General features: G+C 65.1%; 14 protein-coding genes. 6 read left to right on the top strand and 8 right to left on the bottom strand.

The genetic code is table 11. The features are described 5' to 3' along the window. Positions 1 to 206: 206 nt before the first annotated feature. Complete coding sequence (locus XcyCFBP4188_RS05970; RefSeq protein WP_006449647.1) at positions 207 to 1097, bottom strand: OmpA family protein; 891 nt, start codon at positions 1095 to 1097, stop codon at positions 207 to 209. Beyond that, on the bottom strand, positions 1094 to 1477 hold the full coding sequence (locus XcyCFBP4188_RS05975; protein ID WP_006449646.1) for a DUF4398 domain-containing protein: 384 nt from the start codon (positions 1475 to 1477) through the stop codon (positions 1094 to 1096). The genes XcyCFBP4188_RS05970 and XcyCFBP4188_RS05975 overlap by 4 nt, the downstream gene beginning before the upstream one ends. Positions 1478 to 1575: 98 nt before the next feature. Here XcyCFBP4188_RS05975 and XcyCFBP4188_RS05980 point away from each other — a divergent pair, with 98 nt between their 5' ends. After that, the gene (locus XcyCFBP4188_RS05980; protein WP_006449645.1) at positions 1576 to 2709 is read left to right on the top strand and encodes a PilT/PilU family type 4a pilus ATPase; all 1134 of its coding nucleotides are present in this window, start codon (positions 1576 to 1578) and stop codon (positions 2707 to 2709) included. A 521-nt stretch (positions 2710 to 3230) separates the two neighbouring features. Here the strand turns inward: XcyCFBP4188_RS05980 and maiA are convergent. After that, positions 3231 to 3893: a maleylacetoacetate isomerase gene (gene maiA / locus XcyCFBP4188_RS05985; protein WP_104591787.1), complete on the bottom strand. Its 663-nt coding sequence runs from the start codon at positions 3891 to 3893 to the stop codon at positions 3231 to 3233. Between the two features lie 55 nt (positions 3894 to 3948). Continuing rightward, on the bottom strand, positions 3949 to 5007 hold the full coding sequence (locus tag XcyCFBP4188_RS05990) for a fumarylacetoacetate hydrolase family protein (protein ID WP_172839291.1): 1059 nt from the start codon (positions 5005 to 5007) through the stop codon (positions 3949 to 3951). Positions 5008 to 5315: 308 nt separating this feature from the next. Between XcyCFBP4188_RS05990 and XcyCFBP4188_RS06000 the strand changes: the two genes are divergently transcribed. Then, on the top strand, positions 5316 to 6704 hold the full coding sequence (locus tag XcyCFBP4188_RS06000) for a DEAD/DEAH box helicase (RefSeq protein WP_104591788.1): 1389 nt from the start codon (positions 5316 to 5318) through the stop codon (positions 6702 to 6704). A 187-nt stretch (positions 6705 to 6891) separates the two neighbouring features. Here XcyCFBP4188_RS06000 and XcyCFBP4188_RS06005 read toward each other — a convergent pair whose 3' ends face one another. Beyond that, positions 6892 to 9177, bottom strand: a complete 2286-nt coding sequence (locus tag XcyCFBP4188_RS06005; RefSeq protein WP_104591789.1) for a transferrin receptor-like dimerization domain-containing protein — start codon at positions 9175 to 9177, stop codon at positions 6892 to 6894. A gap of 111 nt (positions 9178 to 9288) precedes the next feature. Further along, positions 9289 to 11922, bottom strand: a complete 2634-nt coding sequence (locus XcyCFBP4188_RS06010) for a TonB-dependent receptor (RefSeq protein ID WP_228996872.1) — start codon at positions 11920 to 11922, stop codon at positions 9289 to 9291. Positions 11923 to 12187: 265 nt separating this feature from the next. Here XcyCFBP4188_RS06010 and queD point away from each other — a divergent pair, with 265 nt between their 5' ends. Both queD and XcyCFBP4188_RS06020 read left to right on the top strand, forming a co-directional pair. After that, on the top strand, positions 12188 to 12541 hold the full coding sequence (queD, locus tag XcyCFBP4188_RS06015; protein ID WP_043908738.1) for a 6-carboxytetrahydropterin synthase QueD: 354 nt from the start codon (positions 12188 to 12190) through the stop codon (positions 12539 to 12541). Between the two features lie 192 nt (positions 12542 to 12733). Beyond that, a complete protein-coding gene (locus tag XcyCFBP4188_RS06020; RefSeq protein ID WP_006450461.1) occupies positions 12734 to 13096 on the top strand; it encodes a phasin family protein in 363 nt (120 codons plus the stop codon). A 174-nt stretch (positions 13097 to 13270) separates the two neighbouring features. Here the strand turns inward: XcyCFBP4188_RS06020 and bioD are convergent, their stop codons facing one another. Then, on the bottom strand, positions 13271 to 13945 hold the full coding sequence (bioD, locus tag XcyCFBP4188_RS06025; protein WP_006450460.1) for a dethiobiotin synthase: 675 nt from the start codon (positions 13943 to 13945) through the stop codon (positions 13271 to 13273). A gap of 118 nt (positions 13946 to 14063) precedes the next feature. On the opposite strand from bioD, the gene XcyCFBP4188_RS06030 reads away from it, so the two are divergent. Further along, positions 14064 to 14546 (top strand): GAF domain-containing protein, encoded by a 483-nt coding sequence (locus XcyCFBP4188_RS06030; protein WP_006450459.1) that lies wholly within the window; start codon positions 14064 to 14066, stop codon positions 14544 to 14546. Beyond that, entirely contained in the window at positions 14543 to 14935 is a 393-nt protein-coding gene (locus tag XcyCFBP4188_RS06035; RefSeq protein WP_006450458.1) for a TfoX/Sxy family protein, read from the top strand. Before XcyCFBP4188_RS06030 ends, XcyCFBP4188_RS06035 begins: the two co-directional genes overlap by 4 nt. Before the next feature lie 117 nt (positions 14936 to 15052). Here the strand turns inward: XcyCFBP4188_RS06035 and XcyCFBP4188_RS06040 are convergent, their stop codons facing one another. Then, the gene (locus XcyCFBP4188_RS06040) at positions 15053 to 15961 is read right to left on the bottom strand and encodes an alpha/beta hydrolase (protein ID WP_006450457.1); all 909 of its coding nucleotides are present in this window, start codon (positions 15959 to 15961) and stop codon (positions 15053 to 15055) included. Positions 15962 to 16043 lie beyond the last annotated feature (82 nt).

Here is a 16043-nt window from a genome sequence, read left to right on the forward strand (position 1 = left end):
GCATTATTGCGTGCCCTTGCGTCACTGGCCCGGCCCTCCGTACTTCCAGGCAGCGGAGTGCTACCCGGGAGTACGACCCTACGCCGGTCGCGGAGGGGGTTCAAGGCCAGAACGGCTGCTTTTGCCGTTCCCTGTGTCAATCAGTGACCGCGGTTCAACCGGGCGTCATGCCCGGGTTAAAAGACCTTAACTTCCAACCACTTGCATTACGGCGAGACGACCACCTCGGCAGCGCGCGTCTTGCTGGCGGCAGCCTTGGTCCCGCTGACCTGCAAGCGTGCACTGGCCACCCCGGCGGCGACCAGCGCATCGCGCACCGCTTCGGCCCGCTTCTTGGCCGTGGCTGCATCGCTGTCGAAGCCGACAATGCTCACCCGACCCTTCTTGCCGATGTTCAGATATTCGGCCAACGCCTTGGCCTGCCCTGCAGCATCGCCAGACAGCGCGGTCTTGCCGCCGAACGCGCCGCTACCCAACGAAAACACTTCGCCGCGGGGTTCAAACCTGGCGGAGGGCAACTTGGCCCCGGACACCAGTTCGGCTTCTTCGTGCGCCAGTTGCACGGCTTTTTGCTGGGCCGCATTGAGCTTGGCAGTCTGCTTGCCGGCCACGCTGGTCAGCGCCAGCTCGGCGTCCTGGCGGGCCAGGGTTTCCTGCTCGGCCGCCTGTCGCATGCGCTCGGCCTCTTCGGCCTGGATCTGCGCCTGCACGCGCAGACGCTCGGCCTCTTGCCGGGCGCGTGAGGCATCCCGGCGGCTGGCTTCGATCAGCAGGTCGTTGCGAGTGCCTTCCAGCCGATCCAGCTCGCGCCGTGCCAGTGCGGTGCGGGCGGTGCGTTCGGCGATTTCGACCCGGCGGTCGGCCAGAAATACCAGTTCGTCGCGGTCGCGCCGCTTGGCTTCGGCCAGCGCCGCCACGATCTGCTGCGCCTGCAGCCGCTCGAAGCGGGCCAGCTCATTGGTCTGCGGGTCGTTCTGCAGCGCGGCCAGGCGCCGGTTGAGCGCGTCGGCCTGCGGGTCGTCCTTGGCGGCCATGGCCAGCGACGGCAGTGTGGCCAGGCTCATTACACCGATATAGACAAGAGGACGCAGTTTCATCGGCCACCCTCCCCGGTGTTGAGGCTGTTCTGCAGCTGCGCCACTTCCTTGCGCCGCTGTTCCAGCTGGGCGGTGACCACCGCTTCTTCGCTGCGGGCCTTGGCCAGATCGGCATCGGCAGCAGCGCGCAAGGCGATCTGCGGCACCTGCTTGCGCTGGCGCTTGTCCAGTTGCGCCTGCTGGGCCTGCATCAATTCCTGTCGGGCCAGATTGACCAGATCGGGGGCGTATTGGTCGGCATCGGCCTGGGTGGCGCGTTGCACGGCCTGTTCGGCGGCGGTGAGCTCCGGTGCCACCTGGGCGGCGGCGGGAGAGGAAAGAACCATGAAACAGGCGATGCCATACAGGGATCGCCGCAAGTATGCGAAGCTAGCCGTCATTAGGGGAGCCGTAGCGAGAAGTCTCGAGCACGGCCATTGTCGGAAGCCTGCGGCGGACTTGCAACGAGACGCTGCTGTTTGTTGGGGAACCATTGCGCATGGATATCGGCTACTTCCTGAAGCTGATGACCGAAAAGAATGCCTCGGACATGTTTTTGACCACCGGCGCGCCGGTGTACATCAAGATCGAAGGCAAGCTCTACCCGCTCGGCAATACGGGGTTGCCGCCGGGGATGGTCAAGAAAATCGCCTACTCGTTGATGGACGAGGGCCAGGTGCCGCAGTTCGAGCGCGACCTGGAACTCAACATGGCCATCTCGCTGCCCGACGCCGGACGCTTCCGTGTGAACGTGTTCAAGCAGCGCGGCGAAGCGGGCATGGTGATCCGCGCCATCCGCAGCCGGATCCCGAGCATCGAAGAACTCAACCTGCCGCAGGTGCTCAAGGACGTCATCATGACGCCGCGCGGCCTGGTACTGCTGGTCGGCTCGACCGGTTCCGGCAAGTCGACCTCGCTGGCCTCGATGATCGACCACCGCAACAGCACCACCACCGGGCACATCCTCACCATCGAGGACCCGATCGAATACCTGCACAAGCACAAGATGTCGATCGTGAACCAGCGCGAAGTCGGCCTGGACACCCACACCTTCCAGAGCGCGCTGAAGAACGCGATGCGCGAGGCGCCGGACGTGATCCTGATCGGCGAAATCCTGGATGCCGAGACCATGGAGGCGGCGATTGCATTTGCCGAAACCGGTCACCTGTGTCTGGCGACGCTGCATTCCAACAACGCCGACCAGACCATCGAGCGCATTCTCAATTTCTTCCCGGAAAGCGCGCACAAGAACGTGCTGATGAATCTGGCGCTGAATTTGCGTGCGGTGGTGTCGCAACGCCTGGTCAAGGGCCAGGACGGACGCCGCCGCCCCGCCACCGAAGTCTTGCTCAACACCCCGATGATTCGCGACCTGCTGCGACGCGGGCAGGTGCACGAGGTCAAGGCGGCGATGGAAGAGTCGCTGGAAGAAGGCATGCAGACCTTCGACCAATGCCTGTTCCGCATGGTCAAATCCGGCGAAATCGAGCAGGAGGAAGCGCTGCGCGCCGCCGACTCGCGCGATGGTCTGGCGCTGAAGTTCCGCCTGTCCGAAGGCGGCTCCGGTGAGCACGACCCGTACGCGGATTACGAGACCGCCGCAGCGCCCAAGATCAGCCACGGGTTTGTTTAGAGCGACCAACAAAATGTAGCGTGCGACCGCCTGGCGGTGAGCGCAGTGGTTTTGCTGGTCGCATCTTGTTGGTTGCAGTCAAAAGTCCAGATCAACAGGCCTAGTCGGGTCGAGGGCGCGTTGCCCTCACCGCTCGCGGGACACGCCGCAAGTACGTCCATGTAGGCTCGGTGGCGGCATCCATGCCGCCACACGGTCCCGCAAGCGGCGAGGACACCGCACCAGAAAGTTAGTCGGCTGCTTTGTTGAAAACATGCATACCGACCATCTCGACTGGTCCTTGCCCGCCCACCGTCGCGGGAGCTTACGCGGCATGGATGCCGCGTAAGAGCCTACACGGACGTACTTGCGGCGTGTCCCGCGAGGGTGGGCGGGCAAGGGCCCTGCAGCCAAGCCACAGATCAGCACCCTGCAGTAGACCGGCGTGAGCATCAGCGGCCGCACGCGCGTCGATCGCTCTGCGCGCCCCGGCATTGCGGGAGGCTGCCCGAAGGGCAGATGCGGCCGGCAACTCCCCGCATCTACACTGCCGCGTCAGGCTGCGTTTCCGGCCGCGCCGCATCAAACGCCGGCAGTGCCAGGCAGGCCTGTTTGATGCGTTGCAGGATGGGATACGGCGTCAGATCGACGGCGAAACGGCGCGCGTTGTAGAGCTGCGGAATCAGCACGCAATCGGCCAGACCCGGCATGTCGCCGTGGCAGAACGCGCCGGTGTGCAGGTCATTGCCCAACTGCGCTTCCAGTGCCGCAAACCCGCGTTGCATCCAGTGCTGCGTCCACTCCTGGCGTTGTGCGGCAGCCAGTTGCCATTCGCGTTCGAAAAACTTGGCGACGCGCAGATTGTTGAGCGGATGCACATCGCAGGCGATGACCTGCGCCAATGCACGCACGCGGGCGCGCTCGGCCGGCGCGGCGGGTAGCAACCGCGCACTGTCCGGGAACGCCTCCTCCAGATATTCCAGGATCGCCAGCGACTGCGGAATCACCACCGCGCCATGCCGCAACGTGGGCACCAGCTCCTGCGGATTGAGCTGCGCATACGCCGGCGCGTGCTGCTCGCCGCCATCGCGCACCAGGTGCACCGGATGCGCGATGTAGGCCAGCGCCTTCAACTGCAGGCCAATGCGCACGCGATACGCCGCGCTGGAGCGCCAGTACGAAAACAATTCCAGTGGTGCGCTCATGCCCTGCCCCGCGTGCAGTTGTTCGTAGCGAACTTCGCAGACGCTTTTGCCGATGTCATGGCAGAGGCTGACGTTCGATGCGCTGTTCGATCGCACCGAAGATGCTGGTGCCATCGGCATCGAACATTTCGATCCGCACCACGTCACCGAAGGACATGAACGGCGTGCTCGGCTTGCCGTCGCGCAAGGTTTCCACCACGCGCTGTTCGGCAAAACACGAGGCACCCAGCGTGGTGTCCTGATTGGCGATGGTGCCGGAGCCGACGATGGTGCCGGCCGACAGCGGCCGCGTCTTGGCAGCGTGGGCGATCAATTGGGCGAAGTCGAACTGCATGTCGTTGCCGGCTTCCGGCGCACCGAACCAGGCGCCGTTGACGTGGGTGACCAGCGGCAGATGCACCTTGTTGTCGCGCCATGCTTCGTCCAACTCGTCCACGGTGACGAACACCGGCGACAGCGCCGAGCGCGGCTTGGATTGCACGAAGCCGAAGCCCTTGGCGAGCTCTGCCGGGATCAGATTGCGCAGCGACACATCGTTGACCAGGCCGACCAGCTGGATATGCGCGGCGGCCTGCTCGGGCGAGGCGCCCATCGGCACATCGTCGGTGATCACCACCAGCTCGGCTTCCAGATCGATGCCGTGCTCCTCGCTGATCACCTTGATGGCGTCACGCGGGCCGTAGAAGCCGGCGCTGGTGGCCTGGTACATCAGCGGGTCGGTATAGAAGCTCTCCGGCACCTCGGCATTGCGCGCACGACGCACCCGCTCCACATGCGGCAGGTAGGCGCTGCCATCGACGAACTCGTAGGCGCGCGGGAGCGGCGCGGCCAGTGCCTGCAGATCCAGATCGAACACGCCATCTGCACTGCCCTCGTTGAGCGAGGCGGACAAGGCATTCAGCCGCGGCGCGACATTGCTCCAGTCTTCCAGCGCGCGCTGCAGCGTGGGCGCGATACCGGTGGCGCGCACCGCCGTGCGCAGGTCGCGCGAGACCACGATCAGGCTGCCGTCGCGGCCGCCTTCCTTCAGGGAACCTAGCTTCATGACCATCCTGTGCTGTGGCTGATCGTTCGATTGTACGGCCTGCTGCAACACTGGTTGCAGTTGAAACAACTGACCCGTAGCCCAACCGATGAACTCGCCTTTTGTGCAGCGCGCCAAACGCGCGTACACTGGCCCGGTCTGCATGCGGCCGTCCGTTTCCCTTAGGGACAGCCGGCGAGGCCAGGATCGATCGATCCGCTCGCCCGCCCCACCCGACGCCTTTCGTGGTGCCGACAAACCCATCGCTCTTTGATTGGGTTGTTCCACCATCTCGCAGCGCGGTTCACGGGAACGCTCCGAGCCTCACTTTTTTGCATCTGCAATGCGTCTGCGCTCCGGGCTTCGCCTGGTGGCGACGCTTTACTTGGAGCTTCCTGATGTCTTTTGAATGCCTGGGCCTTGCGCCCTTCCTGCTGCGCGCGTTGGCCGAGCAGGGCTATGAAACCCCCACCGCGATCCAGCAGCAGGCGATCCCGCTGGTGCTGGCAGGTCACGACCTGCTGGCCGGCGCACAGACCGGTACCGGCAAGACCGCCGCGTTCGGCCTGCCGCTGCTGCAGCACCTGGGCACCACGCCGCAGCCGGTCAACGGCCCGCGCAAGCCGCGCGCGCTGATCCTGACCCCCACCCGCGAGCTGGCCACCCAGGTGCATGACAGCCTGCGCGGCTACAGCAAGTACCTGCGTATTCCCAGCGCGGTGATCTACGGCGGCGTGGGCATGGGCAACCAGCTCGACACCCTGCGTCGTGGCGTGGATCTGCTGATCGCCTGCCCGGGCCGGCTGATCGACCATATCGAGCGTCGCAGCGTGGACCTGTCCGGCATCGAAGTGCTGATCCTGGACGAAGCCGACCGCATGCTCGACATGGGCTTTTTGCCGTCGATCAAGCGCATCCTGACCAAGCTGCCGCGCCAGGACCGTCAGACCCTGCTGTTCTCGGCCACGTTCGAAGAGAACATCAAGCAGCTGGCGCTGGAATTCATGCGCAACCCGATGCAGATCCAGGTCACCCCGAGCAACACCGTGGCCGAGAGCATCACCCACCGCGTGCACCCGGTCGATGGCGCCCGCAAGCGCGACCTGCTGCTGCACCTGCTGGCGCAGGACAGCCGCGAGCAGACCCTGGTCTTTGCGCGCACCAAGCACGGCAGCGACAAGCTGGCGCTGTTCCTGGAAAAGTCCGGCATCAAGACCGCGGCGATCCACGGCAACAAGAGCCAGGGTCAGCGTATGCGTGCCCTGAGCGACTTCAAGGCCGGCCGCGTGACCGTGCTGGTGGCCACCGATATCGCCGCGCGCGGCATCGACATCAACGAGCTGCCGAAGGTCATCAACTACGACCTGCCAATGGTGGCCGAGGATTACGTGCACCGCATCGGCCGTACCGGCCGTAACGGCTCCACCGGCGAGGCGATCTCGCTGGTGGCGCAGGACGAAGCCAAGCTGCTGCGCCAGATCGTGCGCATGCTGGGCCGCGACGTGGAAATCCGCGACGTGCCGGGCTACGAGCCGCAGACCCCGATCCGTTGGGGCAACAGCGCCCCGGGCCGTGCCGAACAGCCGGGTGGCGATCGCGCGCCGCGCAAGAGCCACGCCCGTCGTCCGCATGGCGATGCACCGCGTCAGGCGCATGCGCATGCCGGCCCGAAGAAGCCGGGTGGCCAGCGCAGCAGCGGTCCGCGTCAGGCCGGTGTTGCCGCCGGCGCCGGCGCAGGCCGTCGCGATGGTGGTCGTGGTGGCCAGCGTCCGAGCGGCACGCGCTGAATCCTGCGCGCCGGTGCAACCGGCGCTTAGGCATGCGGTGAACTGAAAGAAAAAGCCGCCCTTCGGGGCGGCTTTTTTGTGGGCGCACGCCGGGCAATGTGGGCATGTCGCTAACGGCGCATTCCAAAGGTGTGCGACGCAGCTTGCTTCCACACGGATGACACGTGCCAGCCCGCGCGCGCGCTGCCTAGCCTTCGATCAACGCGGTATTGCGATCGATCGCCTCGCGATACCGATCCAGCACCGCGGCGGTCTGCGCGATGTATTTGCTCAGATCCTCCCAGCGGCGGTCTTCCAGCGCTTCGCGAATGCCTGGCAAGGTCTTGACCTCGTAACCGGTGGCAAGCCCAGGTGCATAGATCAGGTTCCGGTACCACGGCCGCCCCGGCAAACCGCCTTCGGCCAGCAGGGTTTGATCGATGCGTTGCAGCGAGGCATTGAGCTTGCCGCGCACGCCTGCATCCAGGCTGCCGCCGCGCGATGCGAGTGCACCGTCGTAACGCTTGGCGCTGGTTTGCAGGCGCGTAATCGCCTGATCCAATGCGGCAAAGTCGATCTGCGGCACAGCGGCTTTCGGCTCGGGGGCACGTTGCGGGCGGTTGGGATTGTCGACCGCCGCGTAGGCACCGGCCTGCAACAACTCGACCTGCGTGCGTGCGGCAGTGCGATCGCTGTCGGCCTGCTGCTTGAGCTCCTGCGCGTAACCGGCCACCGCATCGGCAAAGTCGCCGAAACGCTGCGGCAACACCGGTGCATTTGCCACGCGCAACACGGTGCGGCCTACGGTCTGCGACAACAGCGGCAGATAGCTGAAATCCGGATCGATATAGCGCGCGAAATAATCGTAGGAGTCGTACAGCGAGTGATAGACGCCGCTACCGCCGCCCTGCCCGCCGTAGCCCAGATCCAGCGTCGACAGCCCCAGATGCTGCAGGAACGGGCTGTAGTCGCTGCCCGAGCCAAGCGCCTTGAGCGGCACGTCGCCACCGGCCGCGACCTGCTTGGCGATGTCTTTTTGCGCCGGCTTGGCGGTCGGCGCCAGGGCATCGATGCGGGCACGTGCACGTTGACGATCGAGCACGCTCACGCCGCTGTCGGGGTCGCGCAGATCCGCCGCCACCCCGTTGACCAGGCGTTGCAGCGCATGGCTGCCGCCGGCATTGAGAAAGCCGCGCCCATTGCCGTCGGTGTTGACGTACAGCACCGCCTTGCGGCGCAATTCGTCGGCGTGCTGTTCGGCCCATTCGGTGGAGCCCAGCAAGCCGGCTTCTTCGCCGTCCCAGCTGGCATAGACGAGCGTGCGCTTGGGGCGCTGCCCTTGCTTGGCCAGCTCACCGATTGCCTTGGCTTCGGCCAGCAATGCGGTGGTGCCCGAGAGCGGATCGGCCGCACCGAACACCCAGCCGTCGCGGTGATTGCCGCGCACCACCCACTGGTCCGGATACTCGATGCCGCGTAGGGTGGCGATGACGTTGTAGATGGTCTTGCTGCCCCACTCCGCGTCGACCTTGAGGTGCACGCGCGCGGTGTCATCCCCGCCGATGCGGTAGGTGATCGGCAAGGCGCCGCGCCAGTCCTCCGGTGCCACCGGCCCGCCCAGGGCGGCCAGCAATGGCTGCGCGTCGCCCCAACTGATCGGCAGCGTGGGAATCTTCAAGACGCTGCCGGCCTGCTCGATCTTCAGGCGTTTGGCGCCCTTGCTTGCACCCACGCCCGGGGTAAGCGGATCGCCGGGATAGATCGCGAAATTGGCGACCGAGCCGCGTTGCACGCTCCACTGGTTGCGCGCCGGGCCATCGGGATAGGCCTGATCCTGGAAGTACCCGTCGTCGCGCGGATCGGAATAGATGATCGCGCCGATCGCACCGTGTTCCTGCGCCAAGCGCGGCTTGAGCCCGCGCCAGCCCTTGCCGTAGCGGGCGATGACGATCTTGCCGCGCACATCCACACCGTTGCGCGCCAGCGCTTCGTAGTCCTCGGCGATACCGTAATTGACGTAGACCGGATCGCCGGTGACATCGCCGTTGCCGCCGTAGATCACATATGGCGGCAAGACGTTTTCGGTCTGGGAGGAGGTGCTGTCGCCTGGCAGCGGCGGCTCCTTGAGACGTGCGACATACGGCTTGGCCCCAAGCAATTCCAGCTGCGAAGTTTTGGGCGAGGGCCACAGCACTTCGAAGGTTTCGATGCGTGCATCCCAGCCATAGCTGCGTAAGCGCGTCTGCAGATCGCGGGCGTTTTCCAGGTTATGCGGCGAGCCGACATGATTCGGCGCCGACGACCATTGCTTCAACCAGCCGCGATAATCGGCGTCCTTCAATCCGCTATCGAAACGTGCTTCCAGCGCGCGTTGCGCCTGTGCGGCGTCGGCGTCGTAACCGGGCAGCGCGGCGGGTTGGGCCGCAGGTTGTGCGGCCAGGGTAGGCGCGACGAATGCCAGGGCGAGTAGCCAGGCGTGCTGCGAAGAGGTCATCGTAGTTCCTTGAATAAAGTGTCCGGGGTAAACGGCGATTGGTTTGATACAGGGCGCTGGCGAGCACACAGCCACCATCGCACGGCCGCACACGGGCCGTGCGTGCGCCGATCAGAAGCGATAGTCCAGGCCTACGGTGAAATAGCGCCCGCGTAGGTCGTACTGGGTGAAGTCGTACGGCGCGCGAATACCCGGGAACGAGGCATCCACCGGCGGCTGCTTGTCGGCCAGATTCTCGATCTTGGCGTAGAGCGTGAGGGTGTCGATGCCGGTGTAGGCCAGATACAGATCGAACTGGTTGTAGTCGTCCACGCGCGACTGCAATGCACTCGCTGCCGCGCTGGCCTTCTGGTCGTAGCCGCCGGTGTAGTACCAGGTCAGCGCGGCACTGACGGTGCCCAGATTCCAGTCCAGCGTGGTGGTCGCCTTGTTGCGCGGCAACGAGGGACCGAGGTTGCTGCCGGCGTAATCCTGCAATGGGCCACCGACCACGGTGGGGCGGCGGTAATCGCGCACGTGGGTGTAAGCGGTATTGAGACCGAAGTTGCCGGCCGCTTCGGTGCGCCAGCGCTGGCGCAATTCGACATCGATACCGGAGGTGGTCAGCTCGCTGAGGTTTTGATAACGGTTGTACACCGCCACCAGCGTGCCGCGCTCGTTGCGGATGACATCGGCCGGGTCGTTGTTCTGCACGATGGTGGCGTTGTTGCCGGTGCCGACCAGATTCTCCAGTTCGATCTTGTACCAGTCCACGCTCAGGCTGGTGTCGGCCCATGGCGACAGCACCACACCGAAGTTGTAGCTGCGCGTGCGCTCCGGGTTGAGCTCGGTGTTGCCGACGGTGAAGAAGGTCGGGTTCTGGCGCGAGCCCGGCACGTCCGGATCGAACGGATCGACCACCGAGCCGTAGGAGATATTGGTGCTGGCCGCATTCTCCGACAGCGACGGTGCGCGAAAGCCACGCGAGGCGGCCGCGCGCACCAGCAACGCGTCGAGCGGCTGCCAACGCAGGCTGGCCTTGGGCGAAAACGCATTACCGAAATCGCCGTAGTGATCGCCACGCCCGGCAAGTTGCAGTTCCAGCGATTGCAGCAGCGGCAGGTTGACCTCGGCGTACAGTGCCGACACCTTGCGCTCGCCGTCCACCGCGGCAATCGCGGGGCGGATCTGCAGGCCCTGATCGATCTGCAGCGGATTACGCGAGACCAATTCTTCCTGACGCCACTCGGCACCGGCGGCGAATCCGACGCTGCCGGCCGGCAGCTCGAACAGGTTGCCGGAGAGCTTGGCATCGACGCCGCGCAGCGTGGATTGCGCCGGGCGCAGCGTGCTGAGGTTGATGCCGTCGATCACCGATTGCGGCGTGGCGGACGGGTTGAGCAGGTTGTAGCTGCCGTCGGCCAGCGCCTGCGCCAACGTGAAGCGATTGGCGAAACCGCCGGAGACGGTTTCGTGCTCGGTGCTGCGCGCAGCGAACGCCGCCGCCTCCCAATCCCAGCGTTCGGTCTTGCCGCGCACGCCGCCGAGAAAGCGGTAGGACTGCGAGCGATTGGTTTTGACCGTTTGACCCAGGTCGAAGAAGGTGTACTCGATCGGCACCGCCGTGCCGTACGGGTTGTAGGGGCTGGAGGCCGGCAGCAGGTTGGACACCGGCTCGGCCAGCCCGCTGCTGGCGTTCAAGGCGAAGCGGCCGCCTTCCAGGGTGAAGTACGGGCTGGAGCCGAAGATCGACACGCCCTTGACCTCGCTGTAGAGCGCCTCGCCAAACGCTTCGACGTTGTCGCTGAGCCGGAACGTGGCATTGGTGTAGGCCTGATAGCGCTTGGTCGAGGGGATCAGCGTGGTGAACGGGGCCTGGTTGAAGCCGCAGGTGTCGCCGGCCAGGCCGTCGATCGGCGCGCTGGCGGTGAGTACTGTACCGGCGGGGCAGTTGCCTTGCGCATCCAGCATCGGCACCGAGCGGCCGCCGACCAGATAGCGCGCACCCTTGGCCGACCAGCCGTTCCAGCGCCCGCCGGGAAGATCGGTATAGATGCCCGAGCGGGTCAGTTCGCGCTGGTCCTGATCCAGTCGATCGCGGTTATAGGCGTCGAAACTGAAAAGGATGTTGTAGCCGTCGTTGTCCAGATCGCCGATGCCGCCGATGAAGGTGGCGCGCTGGGTGTCCATGCCGCCCTGATCGGAGGTGCCGCCGCTCAAGCCCAGCTCGGCGCCCTGGAAATCCTGGCGGGTGATGATGTTGACCACCCCGGCCACCGCATCGGAGCCGTACACGGCAGAGGCGCCGTCCTTGAGCACTTCGATGCGTTCCACCGCCACCAGCGGCAATGCGTTGAGGTTGACGAAGGTGTCGCCCAGGCCGTTGGCAGGGAACCCGTAATTGGCCAGCCGGCGCCCGTTGAGCAGCACCAGCGTGTTCTTTTGCGACAGCCCGCGCAGGCCGATCCCGGCCGAGCCAGACGCCCACCCGTTATTGGTGGTCTCGTTGGTGGCGTTGCCGGTGTTGGCGGAGATCGAGCGCAGTGCGTCGGCGACAGTGACCTTGCCGGACTGCTCCAGCTGCTGGCGGTCGATCACCTGCACCGGGTTCGGGCCTTCGCTGTCGGTGCGCTTGATGTTGGAGCCGGTGACGCTGACGGTGGCCAGGGTCTTGCCCGTGTCGGGTGTCGCGTCGTCGGCGTGGGCGAGAGGAATCAGCGCCGAGAGAACGGCAAGGGACAGCAGGTACGGCGTAGGGCGCTTCACGCACGGCATCCATGAATGGGGGTTTTGCAGTGGGCCACGCGCGATTGATTAACAAAAATTACATAACTGCATAGGGATATGACGCGCTGTGACACCCGCTGGCAGCCAGACGCGGTAAGACGCGTGTCGGACGTCGTGCGCTGCGTGTGGCGATTGAGTACATCGAGAACAACGCGCTGCTGTTTGTCTTCAAGAGCCCGCAGATGGGCTGTCTCGCTGCGATTGGCACAGCCCGAAAAGCATTGGCGCACTTACAATGGCGCGCATGGATATCTTCAAAGTCTTTACGCTCGAAGCCGCGCATCGGCTTCCCAATGTGCCGCCCGGGCACAAGTGCGCCCGCTTGCACGGGCATTCCTTCCGGATCGAACTGCATGTCAGCGGCGAGCCGGGTGCCGAGACCGGCTGGATCATGGATTTCGGCGACATCAAGGCCGCCTTCCAACCGATCTACGACCGCCTGGACCACCACTACCTCAACGACATCGAGGGATTGGAGAACCCGACCAGCGAGCGTCTGGCGATCTGGATCTGGCAGCAGCTCAAGCCGGCGCTGCCGCAGTTGAGCGAGATCGTGGTGCACGAAACCTGCACGTCCGGCTGCCGCTATCGCGGCTGATCGCCCGGCGCAATCGTGTGACGCAAGGCCGCCTAATAGGCGGCCTTGTCGTTTTGCAGCCTGGATAATTGATTGATTCAAAAAGGTTTTTGAAGCGGTTTTGGAAATTTTCAGCAAGCGTGTTGCATCGCAGCAATATCCGCGTATGCTGCAACGCAACAAACAGTCACAGCATTCCCCAAGGGGTTCGCAATGTCGGCGCAGTTCGAAAACGGCTTCAGCAGCTTTGCTTCCGCAGCGGCACGCGCCAACCAGTTGGCGATGGAACACGCAGAAAACGCGTTTGGCCTGCAGCTGAAGACCTTGGAACAAAACGTGAGCGCGACCACCAGCTTTTTCGGTGAATTTGCACAGGCACGCGACCTGGGCGCCTACCAGACGCTCTGGCCGAAGGGGCTGCAACTGGCCCGCGACAACCTGGAACGTCTGGCCTCGGTCAATCAGGAAGTGGTCGGCCTGGGGTTGAAGGCATCGGACGCGCTCGGCCAACTGGCCAAGCAGCAGTTCGACGCCAACAACGAGCAAGCGAGCAAAGGCAACACCCGGCGCAAGTAACCGCCACCAAAATTCAGCGTCTTTGCATGGGTCCCTCCCCCCATGCAATCCGGCCCGACAGATCCCTCCCTCTGTCGGGCTTTTTTATTGTCTGCGATTGGCCTGCGTGCTGCCGACACCGCCCGTGGCGGCGCTTGTCTGGCCGCTGTGCAGTCGCCAGACCCTCGGTTCCACTTATTCCGGCAGCTGCAGCCCTTGCGCCTGAATCGCGGCGTCGGCACCCGAACGCCATGCGATCCGGCCCCAGTACGGCATCGTCAGGCGCTGGCGCAGCATGTCGATGTTCTCTTCGATGCGCTCCATCTGCGGATCGATTTCGTTGGCGATCCAGCCGATGCAGTCCAGCCCATCGGCGGCGATGGCGGCGGCAGTCAGGCGCGCGTGATTGATGCAGCCCAGCCGCACGCCGACCACCAGCACAACGGGCAGCTTGAGTGCGCGGACCAGATCGGCCTGGTCCAGATCGGCGCTCAGCGGCGCGGCCCAGCCGCCGACGCCTTCGACCACCACCACCTCGGCCTGCGCGCGCAATTGCGCGAAGGCGCGGGCGATCGGCTCCAGCGACAGGGTGACGCCGACATCGGCGGCGGCCAGTTCCGGCGCCAGCGGGGCCGGCAAGGCATAGGGATTGAGGGTGGCGTAGTCGGGTTGCGGGTCGCTGGCGGCCTGCAGCGCCAGGGCGTCCTCGTTGCGCCAGCCGTGCGCGGTTTGCTCGCAGCCGCTGGCGACGGGCTTCATGCCCACGGCGGTGTGCCCGCGTGCGCGCAGTGCGTGCAGCAGCGCGGTGCTGCCCATGGTCTTGCCGATGCCGGTGTCGGTGCCGGTGACATAGAACGCCGAAAGCTGCATGCGTTTGGTTCCTGCGGCCACGCCGCGGTTGCAGTGAGGGCGCGCAGCATAGCGTGCAGATCCAAACGGAACGCTGAGTCGCAACGACCCTGCGGATGGCCGCTGCTAGACTTCGACCATGTTCGCAACTTCTTCGCTGACCGGCAGCAAGCCGGAACAATACGCCCAGCTCACCGCCCAGGCCCAGGCACTGGTGCATGGCGAGCCGGATCGGATCGCCAATGCGGCCAACCTGGCCGCGCTGATCTTCAACGCGTTGCCGTCGCTCAACTGGGCCGGCTTCTACTTTTACGACGGCCGCGAGCTGGTGGTGGGGCCATTTCAGGGCTTGCCGGCCTGCGTGCGCATTCCGCTGGACAAGGGTGTGTGCGGTGCGGCCGCCAGCACCCGGCAGAGCCAGCGCATTGCCGACGTGGACGCCTTCCCGGGGCATATCGCCTGCGATTCGGCGTCGCGCTCGGAGCTGGTGATTCCGCTGGTCAAGGGCGATGCGCTGATCGGCGTGCTGGATCTGGACAGCCCGGAGCTGGATCGCTTCGATGCGGACGACCAGCGCGGCCTGGAAGCCATTGCGCAGGTCTTTGTCGGCGCGCTGACGTGACCACCGAACGGCTGCGCAACATCGGCCCGAAAAGTGCAGCGTGGCTGCGTCAGGTCGGCCTGCGCACGCAGGAGGATCTGCAGGCGGCGGGTGCGGTGGGCGCGTTCGTCAAAGTGCGCCGCGCCGGCTTCAAGCCCAGCCTCAATCTGCTGTATTCGCTGGAGGGCGCGTTGACCGACTGCCATTGGCAGGAAGTGCCCGAAGCGCGGCGGCATGCCTTGCTGGCCGAGTACGAAGCGGCCAGCGCCTTGCTGCCGGTGCGTGGGCGCGCGGTGGGTGGGCCGGTGGAGACCGTGCACTACGCGCGGGCCGATAACGACGATACGCATGGCGAGATGCCTGAGGCTGCCGATGACGATACGGCAACAGGCGAGACGCACGACGATTGAGCGTCTGTGCCGGGTTGCAGTAGCTGCGTGCACGTGGCGATGGTGATGCGATCAGCAGCAGCGTGATTGTTGGTTTTCTCTAGCGATCGATCTTCGATCGATCGCTCGATGGCGTCATCAACGCGTCGCTGCATCCCGTAACGTTGGCGCAAGCGATGCACCCAGCGTCTGACCATGCGTAAGGCCGGGTAGCGGTTGGTACTCGGCGGTGAGGCCGGGTAACGACGACAACAGCGTGACGAGATTCCGTGCAGCGCGTGGGTCTGCACGCGGCCGCCCGGGGCGATCTGGTGCTGCAGCTTGTCCCGGTGGCCTGCCCTCGCCTGCCATCAGCGTCAAACGACGCTTCGATGGCTGCATGTCTGCAGAAGCTGCTTGTGCATGATCCACCACGCGCCGTGCCTGCTGGACGATAAACCCATCGCCCCACCACAGCGAGGGATCGACCGCGACGTAGTGTTGAAACAGCTGCGGCTGCGTCAGCAACACCTGCAGCACGAACAGCCCGCCATACGAATGGCCCCATAGCGTTTGCCGCTGACGATCCACAGACGCGCGCGCTTCCACCTGCGGGCGAACGCGTGTGGCGATCAGTTGCGCGAATGCGGCAGCGCCGCCGGTCCTGCGCTGCGGATTCAGCGGATCGGTTTCCACACGGCCATCGGTAAAACGCGCAGGCGTGTAATCCAGACTGCGCCCCACCGCATCGATGCGCAGCGTACTGTCGTCGGCGATGAACACCAGCACCGGCGCAGCGGCATGCGTGGACAGGCTATCAAGCAGACGCTCATCCAGTTCCATCAATGCCGCATTGCCATCCAGCAGATACACCACCGGGTATCCCGCAGCGGGCGACGCTGCCTTGGGTGTGGCAATCCGCACGCGGTAACGGCGTTGGCCATCGACCGAGTCCAGACGCAAGTCACTGAAGACATACGAGGCGCTGGGACGCTCGGCGACGGTGCTGCCAAACGTGCGGCTCAGATCCGGCTGCGCGAACAATGGCGTCATGCCGACGATCCACATCAGCACACCGGCACAGGCAAGCCGCCAACGAGACTGTCGCATCACTGCACGCTCTCCTCGTGCGCCGCGCACGTTTGTACGC

The organism is Xanthomonas hortorum pv. cynarae (genome assembly GCF_002939985.1).
Taxonomy (GTDB): Bacteria; Pseudomonadota; Gammaproteobacteria; order Xanthomonadales; family Xanthomonadaceae; genus Xanthomonas; species Xanthomonas hortorum_D.

Bases quoted from the DNA above. Each gene is read 5' to 3' on its own strand.
- queD (WP_043908738.1), top strand. From the start codon at position 12,188: ATGGATATCTTCAAAGTCTTTACGCTCGAAGCCGCGCATCGGCTTCCC.
- bioD (WP_006450460.1), bottom strand. From the start codon at position 13,945: ATGCAGCTTTCGGCGTTCTATGTCACCGGCACCGACACCGGCATCGGC.
- XcyCFBP4188_RS06005 (WP_104591789.1), bottom strand. From the start codon at position 9,177: ATGACCTCTTCGCAGCACGCCTGGCTACTCGCCCTGGCATTCGTCGCG.
- XcyCFBP4188_RS06030 (WP_006450459.1), top strand. From the start codon at position 14,064: ATGTTCGCAACTTCTTCGCTGACCGGCAGCAAGCCGGAACAATACGCC.
- XcyCFBP4188_RS05980 (WP_006449645.1), top strand. From the start codon at position 1,576: ATGGATATCGGCTACTTCCTGAAGCTGATGACCGAAAAGAATGCCTCG.
- XcyCFBP4188_RS05970 (WP_006449647.1), bottom strand. From the start codon at position 1,097: ATGAAACTGCGTCCTCTTGTCTATATCGGTGTAATGAGCCTGGCCACA.
- XcyCFBP4188_RS05975 (WP_006449646.1), bottom strand. From the start codon at position 1,477: ATGACGGCTAGCTTCGCATACTTGCGGCGATCCCTGTATGGCATCGCC.
- XcyCFBP4188_RS06020 (WP_006450461.1), top strand. From the start codon at position 12,734: ATGTCGGCGCAGTTCGAAAACGGCTTCAGCAGCTTTGCTTCCGCAGCG.
- XcyCFBP4188_RS06000 (WP_104591788.1), top strand. From the start codon at position 5,316: ATGTCTTTTGAATGCCTGGGCCTTGCGCCCTTCCTGCTGCGCGCGTTG.
- maiA (WP_104591787.1), bottom strand. From the start codon at position 3,893: ATGAGCGCACCACTGGAATTGTTTTCGTACTGGCGCTCCAGCGCGGCG.
- XcyCFBP4188_RS06040 (WP_006450457.1), bottom strand. From the start codon at position 15,961: ATGTGGATCGTCGGCATGACGCCATTGTTCGCGCAGCCGGATCTGAGC.